This is a genomic window from Candidatus Protochlamydia amoebophila UWE25 (assembly GCF_000011565.2).
Lineage (GTDB): Bacteria > Chlamydiota > Chlamydiia > Chlamydiales > Parachlamydiaceae > Protochlamydia > Protochlamydia amoebophila.
The window spans coordinates 1035081-1054445 of sequence record NC_005861.2; the positions used below are offsets into that span (position 1 = coordinate 1035081).

Sequence of the window (19365 nt, forward strand, 5' to 3'; positions counted from 1 at the left end):
GTATTATTATTCAAATTATTAAAGAAGAGATAAATAATTCTATATTCTACCAAAAGGTATTATTTTAGGAAAAATATTTGCTAGATTAACTGGTTCAGAAGGTTTAGTAAGGATGATAAAAATTCTTTTAAAGTTAACTCAAATTAAATTTTTGTAACCATAATTTATGTGCAGCAAATTTTTTCTTAGATAATTCGACAGATTTTTTCTCTTTTTCGTTTAACCATCTTTCTTTTCTTGTAACAATGTATGTTTGACGGTCTGTCGGCGTACATTCAAATATTGAGTCTTGGTATTCTTCTAATTCACTACATAATGTATCGAGCCGAATGCGAAGTTTACCGGTTTGCGATGATGATAGTTCTTCAGGCTTATTAAAATCTAGCATTGGATAATTGAAAGCGGTTGTAGAATCAATGAGTTCAAATTCCAGATGTTTCGGGTGTATTGTTTTATACACAGTTATCTCATATTTATTTTCTATTATCTTCTTTTGGTCATTTAGTTGAGGAAGTGACACAGTATGTAGATATGCAGAGAGTTTTTCCGGGCTTTGCCATTCTAAACACTCACTTTTCACTCTGCTTTCAAATTCTTGAAATGAACAAAATTCTTTCTGTCTAGATATCATATAATATGGCACTTTAACCTTCATAGGTGCAATACGCTGCATAACTTCTATTAAAGACTGCATTTCCATGACGATTTGTTTCTCTTCAGAGGTAAGGAGATCTTTTCTATTTGCCTGCTTAGCTTCATAGATAAATTGATTTAATTCTCTAATCCATTCTCCGCCATATCCTCTTGCTCCTACTGTGTATTCCTTTTGCCTAAAAGGATCCGCAGTAAACGAAACAGCAATTTGTTGTTTTAGATGTGCGTCATCATATCTTCTTTCGAAGTTTTTGAAATAGCCTGAACGTGGTAGAATATCGTATTCATGATTTTTCCAAACCGCTCTAACTTTAGTGATCATGTCATGGAGAGCTGGGGGATAGGTTGAACTTATTCCATATTCTGTGAAATGTTTAAGAAGTAGGGAAGTTGTTCCATGGCAGACTTTAAAGGAGGCAATATGTTCTTTCCAGAATGATTCGATAATTTGCTTTTGATTGACCGATAATAATTCTTGATTGTCAATTGGTGTTTCTGGATTGACAAGGTAAAATTTATAAATAGACCTCAAAAACATTTTGGCGGCTAGCATGATTGCTGGAATTAGAATGGTGCAGTACGAAGCCACTTTTAGACTAGTAATTAAGTAGGAAGAAGAACTATTTATAAATTTTACCCCTTCGACATTACCTTTAGTATGTCCTGGAATAACTGACGCTTTTTTGCCTCCTAGATAGAAATATGCGTCGACCTTTTCGAGCAGACGCTTTCCAATAAATTCTGGATTTTTATCATAACAAATAGTTGTAAAAAAAGGTAATTCATTCATAATATTAATCTAATATATTATATTAATTTAGTTGAAAAAATTGTATATAAATATAAGTTATTTTGCAATATATAGAAAATTAAATAAATTTTTTAATCCATAATCAGCTATAGTATCAATTAAATTAATTCCTTCAATTATTTGCAGAATTTTTAGCACATCTTGAAGTTTTCATACATTGTAGGTAACAAAGCTATTCAATTCTCATCAATGAATAATCTTGATAAATTAGTGTTTTTAGTACATTTATTAAAATTTAAACCAATTGAGTAATAAACTAAATTTATTTACAGGGAGTAATATTAAAATTTAAATAATTACCTTGTTTATATAGATAAAATAATTATTTTATAAAATTCATTCATTTTTTAAATTTAATTTTTATTTCCAACTTAACCTTATTTAGATAGATTTACTTTTATTAGCATGCATGTTATTTTAGGGAAAGGTTTTATTTATTAATAATTTTTATTTATATATAATCAGCTAAAACTTTAAAAAAAAGGCCGAAAGATGTTTCCTACTGTTTATCAAACTGTTCAGACTAGATCACCTTATGATCATTTAAACCAAATTAAGGATAGTCTATCTTTTAAGATTAAGGATAGTCTATCTTTTAAGAAGTTTACAAATTTACAAAGACTTTTTGGGTTAAATAGAAGCGATTCAGTTCTTATTCCTATTATTGATCGAGTGGTTATTGATCGATTAGAATTAAGCGAATTGAATATGTGTGGTTTCGAAACACAACGGCTACTACAAATTCAAGACAAAATCATTTTAACGAGGCCCCTTAAAGAATTAGCTTCACATGTTAAGCAACTCAAAATGCCTCGGTTTGAATTAATTGGACGCGTTATTCGAACACTAGTCCTGAGTGTTTTTAGGTGGCACTTATGCGGTGAATGTCTATTAAAACAAGAAGATCAAATTACTCATAGCCTTACAGGCCGACTATCAAAAGTTAACTGCCAAGATTTACAAGTAAAATATCCTTATTTATTGGAAAGTGTTTATACGTTGACCATTAAAGACCAAGTTCAAAAGAAAAATAAAGAAGTATTTATTAGTAAAAAAGTCTCTCCAGATTCTCTTAGAAACTACTTTTTTGTTAGTTATGAAATTGAAATTACGGATAAATCTCAAGGTAATTCAATTTATGACCTTTTAAAATCCTCAGTCCTTAGTTTAAAAACTTTACCTAGTTAATAAGGTTGTTATTTTTATTAAAAGGTAAATTTTTATTATATTTGGCAGGACAAAATCAGCTGATGCTGAAAGATTAGAAATATTTTTTCAAAGAAAAAGTTATGAGCCATGCCACAAAAATAGAGAAATTCTAGAGATTTTATCATAGAAAAATCATTTCTAGGAATTTTAGGCAGCCTGAAAGGGCTTTTTTTGCTAAGAAACAAGACGTTCCTGCCATCAAATAAAACTATCATTTGAATTCAATCGAGGCGAGTGTGTGGCCTTTATTGGAATAAATGGTGTAGGGAAATCTACTACAATTAAAATGCTGACAGGTATTTTGCATCCTTCTTCAGGATATATAGATGTGTTAGGAAGAATTCCTTGGAAAGACAGGCATATTTTAGTAGGTTATCAGATAGGAAAGGCTTTTGGACAGAGAACTCAAATGTGAAAACTAATAATGGGAAAAGGCAAAGCCTTTTGGCTTTGCCTTTTACAAACAAAATTAAAAAACTAAATCATATTTGAAGATTTAGCTATCTGGTATTCTTCTTTAGTCATGAAAGGAAATTGCTCTTCCTGCGCAAATTTTTTCATAAAATCAAATATTGCTTCTTTTGTAAAGGGCAATCCAGTTTGTTGGATATGTTGTAATGTAACATGTTCCATATCTTTTTTGCGTGTAGTTAAAATAACTACAGTCCAATGTCTTTCTCTAAGCTTTTCTATTAATTTTGCAATTTTTAAAGAATTTTCACATGATTCATAAGCAACAAACTCCCTTACTTTAATAGACCATTTATAATGAGCATCGTAATGTAAGTCTATAGCTGACTTATTGCAAGCAGTGACAAATTTATACCAATCTTCAGAACCCAAATAAGTGTTTGCTTTCACAAGTGTTTAATCGAAATCTAATACTAAAAATTTCCCCATCTAGTGTTTGAAAAGGTGTTATCAAAAAAGCAGCTTTCAAAGTGAGTAAGTGTATCAATTTTTAAAAAAGATAATCCAGGATTTGTTAAAGATGTTTGCATATAAGTATTCCTTTTAATTGGAGATTTTAATATAAATAAATTCACTTTAAATAAATTATTTTTTCAATTATTAATTAAATTAATTTGTAAATATCTAAGTTTAAAATAACTAATTTGTTAAAAGCTAAGCAAGCAAAAATAGTAAAAAACATAGAAATAGCTTGCAAAGTAATACATGAATTACATTAAGCACCATGTTTGCAATAGATTAAATTTCCAACGATCAAGGATGGTTTTAGCGAAGCTAAATAAAGAATGAGGAGGTGCCAGACAAGCATTTACAAAAAGCTAGAACAAATAAAAATCGACTTTTAGCAAAAATATTTTCTAAATTCTTCTTACGTTGTGGGGATTTACATCAAAATAATCTATTTGTCTCATGGAAAGCAATGGCTAGTGATAGATCCAAAGGGGAGTATTGGTTTTCCAATACAACGAAGAATGAGCAGGTGCCAAGGCACCTATTCACGATCTTAAGCACCTCTTCAGACTGCTTTGGTGTTGTACTTCAATGATATTACGTTCAACTTGTATTTGCCTATTGTTGGCAAATTAAGGGAAATCTTGATCCAATGAATTTTTTTAATTTAGCAATAAGTATTCTAAAAACTTATTCCAGTCTATTTGATGACGTTAACTTAGGAAATTAATGAAAAATTCTAAAACATTGATTACTTTACTAAGTTCCTTTGAGGCTAAACAAGCTTATCATGAAATGTTAGGGTTCTTGCCCGAGCTTTTTGGCAATTCTAAAACCGAAGAGAAAGAGCAAAGTGTTACTAAAGAAAAATGTTTTTTCGGATACTTTATAGATAGAATTTGTTTAGGAATACTTGCTCTTGAATTTCCGTTTGTTCAGACAGCGCATATTGATTGGATAAGGGTTAAAGAAAACTCGCCGACACAAGAAATCGAAAAGGCTTTACTTTGTCATGCAGAAATGTTTTGCCAAGAACATTCTATTTATTCTTTGACCGCAGAAACACGAATTCCATTAAAAAATGAACATTTAAAAGGATTTGAATTTTATATTAAAGCTGGTTTTAGACCTTTGTTTGAGCGTAGAAACGCTGATCTTGGCTATGTAATCGTTTATTTAAATAAAATCATCTCTCCAAAAATATTTAAGTGGGTTGATTTGACACATGAACTTTCTGAAAAGATTCCCACTTGGGATAGAAACTGTGGATTTAAACACAAAGAAATTTCGACATATGAAGAGGGGACAACTGACTGTCAGTTTTCGATTCAAAGCATTGAAATGTTGGCGGGTGCTGGAACACATATAGATGCTCCAGCGCATTGTTATCCCCACAGTAAAACAGTTATAGATCTGCCATTACAATCTTTAATTTCTCCCTGTGTTGTGATAGATGTGTCTGAAGAAGCTCATGACCGCTATTCGGTTGATATTCTAACTATAAGAAATTTTGAAAGGAAATATGGAAATATTTGTAAAAATACTTTCGTTATTTTTTATACGGGTTGGGAGCGATTTTGGAAGCAACCTGAAAAATATCATAATCATTTCGATTTTCCCTCCGTCACCCAGGAAGTAGCTGAATATCTCGTATCTAAAGATATTCGAGGTATTGGCATTGACACCCTTTCTCCTGACAGACCAGATAGCAAATTTCCAGTTCATCAGATAATTTTAGGGGCAGGTAAATACATTGTTGAAAATGTTGCCAAGGCAAATTTATTACCTGCTGTTGGAAGTTACGTTTTTGTCATGCCCATACCCATAGTGAAGGGGACTGAAGCTCCTATTCGTCTTTTAGGAATGTTTCCTGGATGACAAATATGTTTTTTCTTTTTAAGATCGTTACATCAATGTTAGAAAAATTAAATGAATGCAAAGAAAGTACCAGAGGTCAAATGCCTTAAATGAATTGAGAGAGTTTGGTCTTATCAACATAAATTATCCTGATGAATTAAGACAATCGGTTGAAGAAGCAATCAAATCTTGGAAAAATTTTTGTTATTTGCCTGCGGAGGAAAAATTAGCCTTTGCTTTTCTTGAAGACAATCACGGAGATGGGTCAGGTTATGAATTAAAAGAAGACAAAGGATGGAAAAAAGACCTCAAAGAAAATTTCCATGTCACGCTTTTTCACTGATCGGCTTATCCAAATTGCTAATCAACGAACTTTTTCTTTTTTAAATGATGCAAAAATTCTTCTCGATAAAATAGAGCCCCTGATATTAGAGTTTTCACACGCAGTTGAAGAAGAATATAAAATTGATGGGCTTTTAAAAGAGGTCAAAAGCAGTAAATCTCAATGGATTCTTCGTTACTTACATTATTTCGGGGACCAGCAAGAAAGGTTTGTAATTGCAGCTCCACATGTCGACAAGGTGGTTTTACTCTTCACCTTTTTGAAAGTGATGAGGGATTACAATATTGCTGTTTAAAAGAGCTGGAATGGAAAGCCATGCCTATTGATGAAAAACAAACAGTAATCATTCCAGCCGTGCAACTTCAATTATGGTCAAAAGGAGATTTAAAAGCTTTGTATCATCGCGTGGTTGCAACAGAAAAAACAGCAAAACTCGGTCGCTTTTCAATGGTTTGTTTTATACCGTTTCAAAGTACTCTGATGTATAATAAAAGAACCTACGGGAGTGTGCAAACGCATGATGTAGGATTTAATTATGCTTTATCGCATCAAGAGTTTTCCAAATATTTTTTACCTCGTTCTTAAGGCTTATCCTTAAAAATCTAATCTGCGATTAAGAAATTGGATATTTTTTTAAATTTATTTAGTCAGGAGTTGATGACAACGTTTTAATCATGCAACAAAATTTTTACGGCCAATCAGTAAAGTTCAAAGCCTTGAAATTGATACTAATTCTTAAAATAGGGCGCTTCTTTATCGTGTTGTTAAAAAGATAAAGTTGTTGAGCTAGTCGTATCATATCGGGTTCAATAAGGGAATTTTTTCCACTGTGAAGACAATCATATTTTACATTTGCTTTTAAAAAGCTTACTTATCTTATTTAGAAATTAAAAATTATATTTTGAGTTATTGAATTAATTTTATGCTATATTTTCTTATGCAATTCTAATTTCTTTACTGAAATACGTACATGTTGTCTGAAAGTGGTTTTAAAATTTCTACATATTTTAAATAGCTTTTTTGAGGCAATGCTCATAAAATAGTTACTTTAAGAAAAAACATTCAATTTTAGTTTACAATTTGAAAACAAAAATTTGATTTAAGGGCTTTTCTTTATAAGACATGCCAAAGGAATATAAAGTGATAACAAGACAAAAGGAGCATTTAAAAGACTTTGATCTCTCACAACTTCAAATACTTTTTAAACATCTTACCTTAGGTCAAGATCATTTAAAATCGCTATTAACGACTCGTCAATTAGAAGATTTATTTAACTGGGGAGAGCTTCGAGAGGAACATAAAAAACAAATTTTAGCAACAAGAGTCGAAAAATTTGGAAATATGTCACTGATTATCAATACTATTCTGACAAGTACTTTTGGTGCTTGGATGGGTTTATCAGGATGCATCGGATGCGGGTTAGGATCCTATAAAGTTTTAACAACAATTTCCCTCTTGGCTTTTTTTGTCAGTGGAATGATTGGATTTATCAGTTTAAATATGACACAGAGACAAGCAACTTTAGCGATTGATAAACAACGCTTGCTAAATTTACAGCTGCGTGTTCTTCAAGCAATTATTGATAAAATTACTGAAAAAGCAAATGCCCAAATTCATTATTTAAATTCAGCCATTTTTATTTTGAAAACAGCCAAAGATTCTGATGAAGAAAAGCCAATTTTTAAATTTATAAAAATTAATGAATTTTATGAATGGTTTGAAAACTTAGAAGCGACGCTCAAACAACGTATGGATGAGGTTCAAGATTCTTCCGCTTATGAATTTTATCAAACACAGATTCAACAAAATTGTTATCTCATCAAGAAAACTTTTGCTAAACACGTCAAATATTTAGAAAATCTCTCTCTCACAAAGCAAAAATTCGATAGGCAAATCCAAATTATGCCTAGTTTACCTTTTCTTAAAGTATTAACGAATCCTGCTTATGGAATTCCTAGATATCGATCCATGAATTCTTTGCCTTGGATAAAAAGAAATTTTGATCAATTGTTATTAGGTCTTACTCCCACAATTTGGGGGGGATTTGCTTCCATGTTTGTATTTGTAGGGGGGATTCCCAATATTGCTAGGGAATTAGGTTTTGTTGAAGTAGCCAATTTTTTAATTCAGCCAAAATCACGAATCATTGAGGTAACCATTGCTCTGTTAGTTACATCATATTTTGCCTTTTCATTTATTTATTCTTCTAAAAAAAACTGGCAGCGCCAAAATTTATTAGAACAAACTCAAAAAAAACTTTCAGATTTAGAAACAATTTCGCTCGAAAGTACACATAAATTAAATATACTTTATAAAGTTAAGAACTATACGCAAAAAATTATCAGCATTTTCAATGCTCTCAAGCATCGAGAAAATTAGAGGAACAACGTTTTTTTTGAATTATTTATTTAATAGTTTTTTTGGATAGTTTTATTTGTCAGCTTGAAATCCACATGCCCTGTAAAATCAAATCCTCATCCCGTCTGTTTTTGCACTTAGCTCCGAAAAATATTTTGATAGTTCGATGATCATATATGTGTAGCGGTTTCTTTGTATCGAAATGGCAAATATAATTATAATGACTATGGATACTCAGCAGAGACGTTTGAGGGCTAAAATTATCTTTATCAGGCTATATAACAGCTGACGGAAGTCTTTTTTATAGGTTATTTATTATTATGAGTAATATATTAATATAGATGGTTAACTTTATTATTACTTTGTGGGCTCATATATGTCATTGATTCAAGCTATTAGCACATGCACACATTTGATTTGTTTTCCTTGGAAATATCAAAAAAATAATTCTAAAAAAATAGCTGCCTGGGCAGCTTTTTTCTTTATTGGCTGGCTCTATCATCCTTTTAAAGCGGCAAATAGATACTACGAGAAACTTACAGATCAAGGAAAAACTTATTTTATTGGCAAAAAAATCCTTTTAAGAAACTCCATACCCGAAAAACTTGCCAGCTTCAATAACTCTCATGTGCAGGGGCAAATTTATGGCATCTATATCACGACTAATGAAACTAATTTAGCAGCCACTTATCAACGGCTCAGAGAGGCACCTCAAGCAAATGAGAAGCAAACAATTCACATCGGATGTGCGACCTGGCATAATTTTGATATGATATGTGAAAGAAAGTCTAGTTATGGATTGATTGTCGATTTTAATCCAAAAAATGCTGCCTTCATAAACAAAACGATTGATATCATAAATGCTTCTAATACTAGAAAGGTTTTTAAGCAGAGCATGATTGATTATCTTAATTCTTTACAGGAAGAAGAGAAAAAATTATTTTTTCATACGGATCAGCAAGGCTTACCGACAGATAAAATTAAGCAAGAATTATCTCGAGAAGGAAGTTGGCTACAAAGCGAGGAAACATATCTTTTCATTAGAAAATTAGTTTCTGAGGGACGTCTTATTGCTATTACCGAAGACATCACAAATTTTGAAAAGTTTGCTAGTATTAGGAAATTTCTAGATCACAATAATATTGCCATCGACACTCTTTATTTGAGCAATATCTGTAATTTTATGCATACGGATAATGATAAATATGCATTCACAAAATCCATTAAATCTATGCTGCAAGACGATACAATACTAATTAATTGTCCCAAACTTCGGCAGCTTAATACTGAATACATTACAATATTGCATCAAAAAACAATATTAGGCAGAGAAGTTCTGGCAAGCACTTTTGATAATGAAGAGTTATTTGAAGCTGTGTTTTAAAAAATGCTTAGTATAAAGAATTGGGATATTTTAGCATTAAAGACAACTTTTTCTGAAAGTAGATTGATCTTTTAAGAATTTTTTAAAAATTGTTCTCAACAAAGACTTTAAAGCCTGCCTAGTAATGCAATAGGCTCAATCATCAAATACTTTAGCCCTTTGCACAAGGTAGATAAAATTTGAGGATCTAAACATACGAAAGTTATATTTTTTTCAGAGAAGAAAAGTGCTTGTATTTGATTGAAAAAAATCAAAGAGTAGTAAAAATCGCAAAAATTATTATTCCTATAATTGCAATTAGAAATTTGCCAACTTTTTGGAAGAAAATGGGGAAGTAGCCAGGATTATAAAAACCAAACTAAAAAATTTAGTTCTTTAGTTAAATAAATAAAAATTTATATCCCATATAATATTTATTCAAATCTTTATTTTAACTACTAAAACTCTTGATTTTAAAATCAAAAATGAACAGTCTTGATTTAGATCTTTATTGGATTGTTGACGATAATTAGAAAAAATTTAAGGAGATTAATATGCAATCACCTCAAAAAGTCGTACAATTTAGATCTTCTAATTTTATTGCTCTTTATTTATCTACTGTTTTTTTAACGGGAATTATTTGGTTAATATTTATTGGTCTGAGCTATGCAGGATTTCCTTTTCCAGAGATAGAAATAGAAAAATTTTTTGATTTAGGTTTTTTTTCCATATCTATTTTTGGTATTATTGTCTTTTTAACAATGGTCCCTTTTCAAACAGTCGAGGCAAAACTATCTCCAGGATTTTATTCCCGAATTTTCAATACTCCTCTAGCTCATTTTGGTATTTATGTTTTAATGTCATGTTCTATTTTTTGTTTCCTGATTATTGCTCTTCAGCACATGTTGGATAAAAATATATATTTAAGCCAACTCTTTATCGCGATGGTGACAGCTATTATTTTTGCTATTTTATTTCATCGTTTCTGGGTTTTGCGCTGTCTTTACCAGCCCTATATCGTTAATAAATACATTAACAAGCTCGCACGTGAAGAAACTGATAAAGAAATATGGATAGAGCTATTTGAATGTACATATAAGGCCATTAAACAATATCGAGTAAGCGACGCTAGAAATTTTATCGATTTAATGTTCCACGTTTATCAAAAATGCTCAGCCGAAGAAAAAACTTCTCTCTTGAATGAAGATCTTATGAGCTTGTATGCCATTGCTCAAGAATCAAGACCTATTGCTCGATTTATAGAAGAAAAATGGCCTTTTTTACACTTAAAATTTAGCAGCCATAAGTCTTAAACACGTTTTATTTACTATTGTTCAAATATGACGACGGATTTAAGGTAAGACATTAAAGCCTTATGAAAATGTCCCGGAACGAAGAGAAGTACGTGGCAAATAAACTTCCCGAAAGCGCATAGGAAAATATTCTATTACCAGTTTTTTCATCTAATAGTGATCATTTTAAATTGAGATATTTAATTTATAAATGCGAATTTATTTAATATAAATGGAATAAAAAGAGAGGTTAATATGACAACAAATAAGGAACATGAAAACAAAAATAATGAAATTTTTCAAAAAAATTTATTAATGCCAGAAAATGAACAAATTGAAAAAACTAAGAAGAATCAACTCGAAAAACCTTTTTTACCTTTTGATAAAATGATTTACCAAGAAAAAAAAGAAAATGAGAATGATATCCATGAATACGAGATGGATGCTGATCAAGAGTTAAATTTGGGTGAAAGTGGACCGCGGCTAAAAAGACGCTCTTTAAGAGATGAAAGAGGGGTTGGCCATGAGCCCTAAAAACCTTGTGTGCTGTTCATGGGAAAAAAGAGGGTCTTTTAGCTGGAAAGGCTCTTTACGTTAAGAACAGGAGGAAAAAATAGTTGATTACGCAAGCTTCTATTTTTAATAAAGATCAAAATTAATTGTAGTAGAAGAAAAGCGCTAACTTTCAAAGTTTATGTTTCAAAAGTTAAAATTAAACAGCAAAGTCTTTTTATGATATTAAGCGCAAACGTTTTTGACATTATAAACTATAAGAAATGCCAAAAAGAATGGGGGCGGCTGGACGCATTCAAAACTTTTGATTGGTTCAAATTAGTCATTCCTGTGAGCCTCCAACAAATATACTATTCAAATATGAATAGTGAATAGTCTAGTTTTTTTAATTTATCATAAACTATGTTAATTACTAAGTTATAAATATAACTAAATACATAAATATATAAAAACTTATTTACAAATTAACGATTAAATGCAATACAATATAATTGCCCTTTTAAAATTAAAGGAGATATTATATGACACCAACATCATCAATACCTGCAGTAGCAGCCACTGCTACACAGTCAGAAGAAATGAACCCAAACCAAAAAGTCTTTGTGGATAAAGCAACCCAAACTGTCTCGCGTGTAGTCATTGAAGTGCTAAAGACTGTAACTGAATCTGGCACGATGAAATGGCCTGAATTTGTCGCTACCCATATAGATCTCAAGCAGCAGGCCCTGAGTGAAATGGACGAAAGAACTAGCAAATTCTTTGTGAAGATGATGGATGGCATTAATCCTGCAGTAGATGATGTCCCAAGATTAAAGATGTCCTTCCAAGTTTTTGGAATGGTTGTCCAGGACCCACAAATCGGCAAAAAGCTAGTGGAAGGTATTGCTTTACCTCATATAAAAACTATGATTGTTGAGCTTGATGTGATTAAGCCGTCGATCGTTGATGACGTTATTAACTCTTAAAATACTATGATTTTACGGGATATCAGATGTCGAGTAGGAGGAGCCTGATGGCTCCATCCTCCTAAAGCGCCATGCATACGGTCCATACACGGCTTCTTTATGTTAATTTTACCCACTTTTCTTCACGTTTTTTTTGTTCATTTCACTTATATTTGTATAATCTCTTCATATGATCTCACTTTCTTTTGGTGATATTACGATGTTCCTTTTAAATGAGAATGATATCCATGAATACGAGATGGATGCTGATCAAGAGTTAAATTTGGGCGAAAGTGGACCGCGGCTAAAAAAACGCTCCTTAAGAGATGAAAGAGGAGTTGGCCATGAGCCCTAAAAATCCTTGGAATGTTCAAAAAAAGGGCTTTTTAGCTGGAAAGGCTCTTTACGTTAAGAACAGGAGGAAAAAATAGTTGGTTACGCAAGCTTCTATTTTTAATAAAGATCAAAATTAATTGTACCTGAAGTCAACCATTTAGCTTGTGATGAGAAAGTAGAGCAAAAAAATTATATAACTAGCTAACATATAGACTTGTTGGTTTATATTAGAAAAATTTTTAGAGTTATAAATTAGACGAAAAGCGTCAACTTTCGAAGTTTATGTTTCAAAAGTTAAAATTAAACAGCAAAGTCTTTTTATAATATTAGTGCAAACGATTTTGACATTATAAACTATAAGAAATGCCAAAAAGAATGGGGCAGCTAGACGTATTCAGGACTTTTGATTGGTCTAAATTTAATATTCATCTACCATTTATCTTAATGAAAAACTAAAAAGAGTAATAAAAATGTCCTTAATTCGCTGCATTTTTTTTGTTTTTTTTATTTTAATATCACAAAGCTCATTTGGGTGTGATTTTCACGATTTTGACTCTTACCAATCGAGATTAACAGCTAAAGAAATCGAATGGAAAATAAAAACTTACTTAGAAAAAAATGAAGCGATTAAAAGATTTTATCGCCTTACTCCTCAAGTTCTTTATATTGGTGATTTAGATCATCAACAAATAGACTACATTTTAAAATTAAATACGAATTCACCGATTCTTCCTAATAAGCATAGCAAATACAATGGTCTGAAGAATATAAGGATCGCAATAGATCCAGGGCATTTTGGAGGATCGTTTGCTGAGTTGGAAGAACGCTATGTAGCTATTCCTGCAGAGATGACAAAAAACAATCAGCCTATTTGTTTTCATGAAGGAGACCTCACCTATTTGACGGCTCTTGAGCTACAGCGCTTGCTGGAGAACGAGGGCGCTGTGGTTCTACTTACGCGTTCTGGGATAGGGCAGGGAGCAATCAAAGAAGACTTTTTTGAATGGATAAAAACACATTCTGACCTTATCCAGAATGTTTCCTCCCTATCTCAAGTTTTTCGTAATTATTATAACAAAGAAGACTTGAAAGAGCGTGCTAAAATAATCAATGAATTTTCTCCCGATGTTACAATTGTTATTCATTATAATTCTCATTTAACTGATGAGGAAAAAAAGAACAAAAGTCTTCTTACTAAAACTAACTACAACCTAGCATTTATTCCAGGTGCTTTTGGCGCAGACGAGTTAAATACCATTAGAGATCGTTATGAATTTTTGCGCTTAATTGTTACCAATCAAATTAATGAATCGCTTAAATTAAGCGAGTATGTTACTGGACAGTTTATCAGACAGTTGGGTATCCCTCTCATCTCTGAATATGAAAAAACATCATATATAGATAGCGCATGTTTAATTCAAAAACCTGGTATTTATAGTCGCAATCTAGCTTTAACACGCCTTGTCCATAGCCCTGTGTGTTATGGTGAAACACTCGTCCAAAATAACCAAGATGAAATTTATAAACTGTCAGAAGCTGACACTCCTGTTGAGAATATCCCTTGTCCCAAAAGAGTTAAAGCGGTTGCTCAGGCTTATTATGAAGGAATCAAGGAGTATTTTAAAAATAGATAATACAATCTGCTCTGGATTTAATTAATTAAAAAAATTATGAAAGATGTAAGCGAATTGCTTGCCAAGCGTCTAAAAAGGCTAGGGGTACCTTTTTCTTGTGATTGGATCGTTGATTTCTCTAGCTTTATAGAGTTTATCCGAACCAATCCTCCAACTATACAAATTCTTGATTCGATAAATGAGCAAAAGGAAGCTGCTCATGCTCCTTTAATTCAAAATCTAAAAGAGTTATTTAGAGAAGGGGCAAAATGTCTCAAAGGAATTCAAAAAATGATTGGTAGAAAGTACAAGGCAAGTTATTCAATTGATGAATTACTAAAAAACTAAACTTGATCACGAAAAAATAGAAAATCTATTTTTTGAATTAGAGTCACTCTACAGTAAGTACTATACAGGTTTCGTTGCTATTTTACGAATTCTCGCTCAAGAAGATACAAATGTCTTCATCTCAAAGTATTGCATTTTCAGTTGCATAAAGTTACAAGAGACTGTTCATTTAAATATCGTCCTCACTTTTTCTACTTATCTCCAAAAATGTAAACAAGATATTGAAATTCTTTCAGGGCAACGAGCTACCCCCATTTGGGGCAATTGGGATATTTTATTAAAATGGGCTGAATGGACAAAAAATGGCATTTCACCAACTAATGATGCATTCAATAACCAAAGCATCATAAGGAAAAATAGATGAGAGTGTAGAATTTGTCATATCGGCTCTTCAAGCAAAAACAATCAACTCTTTTTTAATGTTTTTAATCTCATTCATAAGGCGATCATTATTTGTAAGTATAATAAGAGTTATATCGATTTCTAAGTATCTGGAGTAAAGGCTAGAAAATCCCTCGATTTGCCCTCTATGTCAGATATGCTTTATGGGATGATTATGGTATGAAAGCCATTCGACATTTAATCCATATCCATAACCCATCGTCTGCTCTGCATTAGTAAAACAATGCAAATGATGCATTTTATTTAGACTTTCGGGCGTTAGCAATTGGTGTTTAAACAGATTTTGTGGTCCCATAACAAAAGGTCTTCCACGGTTGAATAAATTCCTCTTTCATATCATCTATTTGTATAATTTGTGCATGACAGGAGAAAATGCAGAGTGCCATCAAAAGTGTTAAAGAAAATTTCTTCATATTTCATCCACGTTGGTAATTAAAAAACTTTTAGATCCCTAAGACTAATATAAAATCAGATTTAGAAAAATTTAATTAAACTGATACTATCTATAAGTAAAACTTATAGCAGGTATTTATGAAGTTTGTGTCAAACCTTGCGTTTATTCGTTATTTTTTTAGTGCAGGACAGACAAAAAAGCATTTCAAAGGCTGCGAAGGAGAACTTTGTTAGCCAGTCTGCGATTAGCCAAGCAATTCATAAATTAGAGATTACTTTAGGAAAGCAATTGATTACTCATGAAAAGAAACGCTTTCAGCTTAAGATAGATGGGCTATTACTTTTAGATAAGTGCAAACAAATTTTTTTACTATATTTTTTGAAATTGAAGTTGCCTTTAATGAGTCAGAAAGGACATTTAAGGGAAGGTTATCGTTTGCTTGCACGCATAGTTTTGCGCTTTCTTTACTTCCACCTTATACTTAGGACAGTTATCTCAAATAGCAAATGAAGTAGAACCTGTCTTAAGATTTGGCCATACAGGCACAATTGTTGAGTTAGATACATGCCCAACATCTCCTATGATTAAAATGCCTTTTACTTGGCATTCAATCAAAATATCAAGCCCTTGAAAATTGATTCTTTAGTCGTGTATTTAGATCCTTTTTTGATTGTTTTATGAAACTTTTGCCATAGCCGACGACCTTTATGAGGTAAGATTACTCAACAAATAGTAGCAATTTTCCAACACACTGGTGGGTTTGTTTGGAAGATAAAGAATTTTGATTCGTCAATCAACCAACACATACTCAAATAAAAGAGTTGGACAAAAACAACCTGGGCAAAATACTAATTAGACTGATGAGTTGAATAACTCTTTGATTATGAAAGAATGGGGGCGGTTGGACGCATTCAGAACTTTCGACTGGAATGCTTTGTCTCTTTTCGCCATGATTTCTTTAAAAAATCTACCCAGATCGTAGAAAGGGTCTACAGAGAAAGCGATGACTAGATGGACAATGGGCATCTCTCAGGCAAATGGGATCAACGCACACTATCTTCGAACCGGCGGCGACAAACCGCCTGTTGTTTTGCTGCATGGATTAACGATGAATGGAGCGTGCTGAGCTCCTTTGGCGCGAGCGCTGGAGGAAGATTACGATGTGATCATGCCGGATGCTAGAGGCCACGGTAACTCTAGCGCCACGAACCAAGGCTACTCCTATGATAACCTTGCCCTTGATGTCTTGAGTTTTATCGAAGCCCTCAGACTCACCAACCCAGTGCTACTTGGCCACTCTATGGGAGGCTTGACAGCGGCCATGGTTGCCGGTCAGAACCCCAAACGACTGCGAGGGCTTATCCTGGCTGACCCAACTTTTCTAACGCCGCAGCGTCAACAAGAAGTTTACGTGAGTGATGTTGCAGCTCAGCACTATCGAATTCACAATCGATATAGAGAAGATTTTTTGTCCGAGTTTCGAACTCGACATAGCCACCGCTCTCCTGAATTTATTGAATTATTCGTGCAGGCAAGATTTCAAACCAGCATTTATGCCTTCGGCATTTTGACCCCGCCGAATCCTGATTACAGTCAGCTAATCTGCACTTTTGCTATTCCTAGCTTGCTCATCATTGGGGGTGTTGGCGGTGTTGTCTCTCCCGTGCTTGCCGCAAAACTTGCTAGGCTCAATCAACGTTTGGGGATTGTACAGATCGAGAAAGCAGGCCATGGGATTCCTTATGACCAGCCCAAACAGTGGCAGGGATACCTTAGATAAAAAATTGTTTCAAGAAGACTGTAACTTGCATTCCGTACCCCTTAAGCGGCTGAATACATTTTTTCAAATGGGGGGCCTAAAAGTGACAACACATGGCGCCTAACAGCACTCATATTTAATATCAGCTCTCTACTCCCCAAAGCTGTTTGATGAATCAGTACATGCACTCCTTCAAATAATTGAAAAATCCATTTCTCGTAGGCCTCTGTGTAGGCTTACCCCCACCTGGTTGAGGGTAGTCCTAAACATGTAGTGCTCTCATGTGTAAGTTGTAGTCACAGATGAAGGATGTGATCATGCCTATGTGGTTTATAAGCTTCTTAGAAAACGAAAGGGTTTTCCCTACGAACCGTGAGCATCGGTATCCGAGGGTGCAATTAAGTCTTTCAATATAAGATGTTTTATCTGATTGTTTGCCAACCGGTCTATGTTGTCCAAATGGGATGCTCTCAAAGTACACAGCGAAGAAGTCAGTATAGTACTCGGCTTTTTTTTAACGGTGTGGGTAGCTTGTAGAGCAACTTCTCTGCGGTCTCTTTATTTCGAGGCCCTATTTGCATGGCAACCACCTGTCGCGTTTTAGAGTGCATTACTAACCATAACCATTGTGGGTTGGCCTTCGAGCCGACGTAGCTCCACAATTCATCTACTTCAAGTACAACTACTTCAAGCTCATCATTTTCTGACACTACTTCCGCATTCAAGTTTTCTGGCAGCTCTTTGGTCAGCTCCCCTATGAATTCCAAAAGCCAAGGCATACTGACGTCAAATACCCAACATACTCCTTCAAGAGCAATGCACTCTAATAGAGTCTTCTTGGTCAAAAGCCTGGTTCTTTCGTCAATGATTTTCTGGGATGGGTTAAGCACAAACTGTCTTCCACATGCCAAACACTGATATTTCTGTTTTCCGTTGTGGATATGACCTTTTTTTTGATCCAATCTGACGTACAAGAGGGGCATATACATTCCATAGGTGACTCCATTTTAAAAGACGCCGCCTATTATGCACTTACCCAATATTTTCTTTAACCGTTTAGCACTACATATTTAGGGCTACCAGAAAAAGCCCAAGAGTTGAAAGTACATAGGTCCACATCATCAAGTAATGAAAATACTGACCATAATGGTCTTTTGCCTCACCAATGCGTAAGCCCTTTTTTCGACCTAATACTTTCTCAACATCTCTCACAAGCTCTTCAGCCTGCTTCAGATATTTCTCCTCCTGAAGTCCTCTATAAAGAGACACAAGTAGAACTAGGCCAAAAGCGTCTGTCCAAAGATAGCGCAAGCCGTTTGGCCAAATTTTTTCACGCTGCATCCAATCTAATTTCTCTAATACAAGAGCGATTATTTCATCCTTAGTGATCTCCTCTTATTCCCTCACGTCGGAGAGCGGCTGAGTTGGAATTGAGCTTTTTTCTATTTCAAGCATCTCATTCATACTCTGGTGAGGAAAGGAGATAAACCATTCTTTAATCGTGTTGCCCCATTTTTCTTCCGGTGAAGACTTCTCTCCAATCAGGAGTAACTCTGCACCTGGGTAGCCCAGATAATCTGGAGAAGCTAAGGGGATGAATTTGCGGTTTTGAAATTGCTCTAAGAGCTCTTTAGGAAATTCGGCCTTTTGCTGGGGAGAAAGTCCTTTTTCAGTGGGAATTTTGGGATTCTTTATAGAGATAACCCAGTTGCCCTCATTTGCCAAGTTGAACTGTTTTTGAGGCGGGCCCAATTTTTGAGGCCGGTCTAGTTGATAGGCTAAATAAGTGTTTGATCCATCGTTAAGAAGAACATATTTTCCTTCTGCAAGGAGGCGGGCTGCAGGAAGCTCTCTTTCGCCGCGTGTCTTAGTTTCATAATGCTGCTCTTGCAATGTTGAAATTAATTCTTTGAAGCTTTTAGAAACAGTATCTACAAAAGCAAATTCGATTGGGCTTTCATCATAAGAAGGCAACTGTTTTTTACCTACGATGATGAGCCTATAATGAGGACTTTGCTTTCCTTTTAGGATGAAATAAAGCCTCTGAATATCATCTGGGCGATGAGCTTTTTTTGTTTGGACACGCGAACGATAAAAGAAGTAAATATCCCCTTGCTCGAGTATGGATAAGTTTTGTTTCATAACTCTCCTCCTTCTTTATTGTCTCTTAAGATTTTATCATTTTCTCTTTTATTATTGTATTAAAGCACGCAATCTATATGAATCGAGGAAAAGTTTGCTATGGAAA

21 protein-coding genes are annotated in these 19365 nt (G+C 33.6%); 15 read left to right on the plus strand and 6 right to left on the minus strand.

Translation table 11 applies throughout. The features are described from left to right. Nucleotides 1–133 precede the first annotated feature (133 nt). Entirely contained in the window at nucleotides 134–1444 is a 1311-nt protein-coding gene (locus tag PC_RS03995; protein WP_011175379.1) for a hypothetical protein, read from the minus strand. 513 nt (nucleotides 1445–1957) lie between these two features. Here PC_RS03995 and PC_RS04000 point away from each other — a divergent pair. After that, a complete protein-coding gene (locus PC_RS04000) occupies nucleotides 1958–2653 on the plus strand; it encodes a hypothetical protein (RefSeq protein WP_011175380.1) in 696 nt (231 codons plus the stop codon). Between the two features lie 223 nt (nucleotides 2654–2876). After that, on the plus strand, nucleotides 2877–3089 hold the full coding sequence (locus tag PC_RS10340; protein ID WP_079890400.1) for an ATP-binding cassette domain-containing protein: 213 nt from the start codon (nucleotides 2877–2879) through the stop codon (nucleotides 3087–3089). Between the two features lie 62 nt (nucleotides 3090–3151). On the opposite strand, the gene PC_RS04005 is transcribed toward PC_RS10340, so the two are convergent. Further along, nucleotides 3152–3535, minus strand: a complete 384-nt coding sequence (locus PC_RS04005) for a DUF2608 domain-containing protein (RefSeq protein ID WP_044044914.1) — start codon at nucleotides 3533–3535, stop codon at nucleotides 3152–3154. 789 nt (nucleotides 3536–4324) lie between these two features. On the opposite strand from PC_RS04005, the gene PC_RS10345 reads away from it, so the two are divergent. The 11 genes from PC_RS10345 to PC_RS04065 all read left to right on the plus strand — a co-directional run bounded on the left by PC_RS10345 (nucleotide 4325) and on the right by PC_RS04065 (nucleotide 14562). After that, nucleotides 4325–5473 carry a cyclase family protein gene (locus PC_RS10345; RefSeq protein ID WP_011175385.1) on the plus strand — a complete coding sequence of 383 codons (1149 nt, stop codon included), beginning with the start codon at nucleotides 4325–4327 and terminating at the stop codon, nucleotides 5471–5473. Nucleotides 5474–5528: 55 nt separating this feature from the next. Next, a complete protein-coding gene (locus PC_RS04020) occupies nucleotides 5529–5795 on the plus strand; it encodes a hypothetical protein (protein WP_011175386.1) in 267 nt (88 codons plus the stop codon). A gap of 162 nt (nucleotides 5796–5957) precedes the next feature. Beyond that, on the plus strand, nucleotides 5958–6380 hold the full coding sequence (locus PC_RS10350; protein ID WP_011175387.1) for a 2OG-Fe(II) oxygenase family protein: 423 nt from the start codon (nucleotides 5958–5960) through the stop codon (nucleotides 6378–6380). A gap of 555 nt (nucleotides 6381–6935) precedes the next feature. Then, nucleotides 6936–8174 (plus strand): hypothetical protein, encoded by a 1239-nt coding sequence (locus PC_RS04035; RefSeq protein WP_011175388.1) that lies wholly within the window; start codon nucleotides 6936–6938, stop codon nucleotides 8172–8174. 355 nt (nucleotides 8175–8529) lie between these two features. Beyond that, complete coding sequence (locus PC_RS04040; RefSeq protein ID WP_044044919.1) at nucleotides 8530–9537, plus strand: LIC_10091 family protein; 1008 nt, start codon at nucleotides 8530–8532, stop codon at nucleotides 9535–9537. 533 nt (nucleotides 9538–10070) lie between these two features. After that, entirely contained in the window at nucleotides 10071–10829 is a 759-nt protein-coding gene (locus tag PC_RS04045; RefSeq protein ID WP_011175390.1) for a hypothetical protein, read from the plus strand. Nucleotides 10830–11063: 234 nt separating this feature from the next. Beyond that, nucleotides 11064–11342: a hypothetical protein gene (locus PC_RS04050; RefSeq protein ID WP_011175391.1), complete on the plus strand. Its 279-nt coding sequence runs from the start codon at nucleotides 11064–11066 to the stop codon at nucleotides 11340–11342. A 500-nt stretch (nucleotides 11343–11842) separates the two neighbouring features. Beyond that, nucleotides 11843–12286: a hypothetical protein gene (locus PC_RS04055; RefSeq protein ID WP_011175392.1), complete on the plus strand. Its 444-nt coding sequence runs from the start codon at nucleotides 11843–11845 to the stop codon at nucleotides 12284–12286. A 199-nt stretch (nucleotides 12287–12485) separates the two neighbouring features. Next, the gene (locus PC_RS11855; RefSeq protein WP_269474211.1) at nucleotides 12486–12620 is read left to right on the plus strand and encodes a hypothetical protein; all 135 of its coding nucleotides are present in this window, start codon (nucleotides 12486–12488) and stop codon (nucleotides 12618–12620) included. 451 nt (nucleotides 12621–13071) lie between these two features. After that, nucleotides 13072–14235 carry an N-acetylmuramoyl-L-alanine amidase family protein gene (locus tag PC_RS04060; RefSeq protein ID WP_011175393.1) on the plus strand — a complete coding sequence of 388 codons (1164 nt, stop codon included), beginning with the start codon at nucleotides 13072–13074 and terminating at the stop codon, nucleotides 14233–14235. 36 nt (nucleotides 14236–14271) lie between these two features. Continuing rightward, entirely contained in the window at nucleotides 14272–14562 is a 291-nt protein-coding gene (locus PC_RS04065; protein WP_011175394.1) for a hypothetical protein, read from the plus strand. Nucleotides 14563–15094: 532 nt separating this feature from the next. Here PC_RS04065 and PC_RS11120 read toward each other — a convergent pair. After that, nucleotides 15095–15259 (minus strand): hypothetical protein, encoded by a 165-nt coding sequence (locus PC_RS11120; protein ID WP_181679048.1) that lies wholly within the window; start codon nucleotides 15257–15259, stop codon nucleotides 15095–15097. A gap of 279 nt (nucleotides 15260–15538) precedes the next feature. On the opposite strand from PC_RS11120, the gene PC_RS11125 reads away from it, so the two are divergent. Together PC_RS11125 and PC_RS11130 are read left to right on the plus strand one after the other, a co-directional pair. Then, a complete protein-coding gene (locus PC_RS11125) occupies nucleotides 15539–15868 on the plus strand; it encodes a LysR family transcriptional regulator (protein WP_232086084.1) in 330 nt (109 codons plus the stop codon). Between the two features lie 622 nt (nucleotides 15869–16490). After that, nucleotides 16491–17138 carry an alpha/beta fold hydrolase gene (locus PC_RS11130; RefSeq protein WP_197970170.1) on the plus strand — a complete coding sequence of 216 codons (648 nt, stop codon included), beginning with the start codon at nucleotides 16491–16493 and terminating at the stop codon, nucleotides 17136–17138. Between the two features lie 241 nt (nucleotides 17139–17379). Here PC_RS11130 and PC_RS11135 read toward each other — a convergent pair. The 3 genes from PC_RS11135 to PC_RS04090 form a co-directional block, all read right to left on the minus strand. After that, nucleotides 17380–18100 (minus strand): IS1-like element ISCpr4 family transposase gene (locus tag PC_RS11135; protein WP_076611751.1). Its coding sequence is split into 2 segments (ribosomal slippage): nucleotides 17380–17631 and nucleotides 17633–18100, totalling 720 coding nucleotides; the frame shifts between segments, so codons are not numbered across the junction. Nucleotides 18101–18179: 79 nt separating this feature from the next. Further along, on the minus strand, nucleotides 18180–18458 hold the full coding sequence (locus PC_RS04085; protein WP_044044920.1) for a hypothetical protein: 279 nt from the start codon (nucleotides 18456–18458) through the stop codon (nucleotides 18180–18182). A gap of 54 nt (nucleotides 18459–18512) precedes the next feature. Beyond that, nucleotides 18513–19259: a hypothetical protein gene (locus PC_RS04090; RefSeq protein ID WP_011175400.1), complete on the minus strand. Its 747-nt coding sequence runs from the start codon at nucleotides 19257–19259 to the stop codon at nucleotides 18513–18515. Nucleotides 19260–19365: the final 106 nt, after the last annotated feature.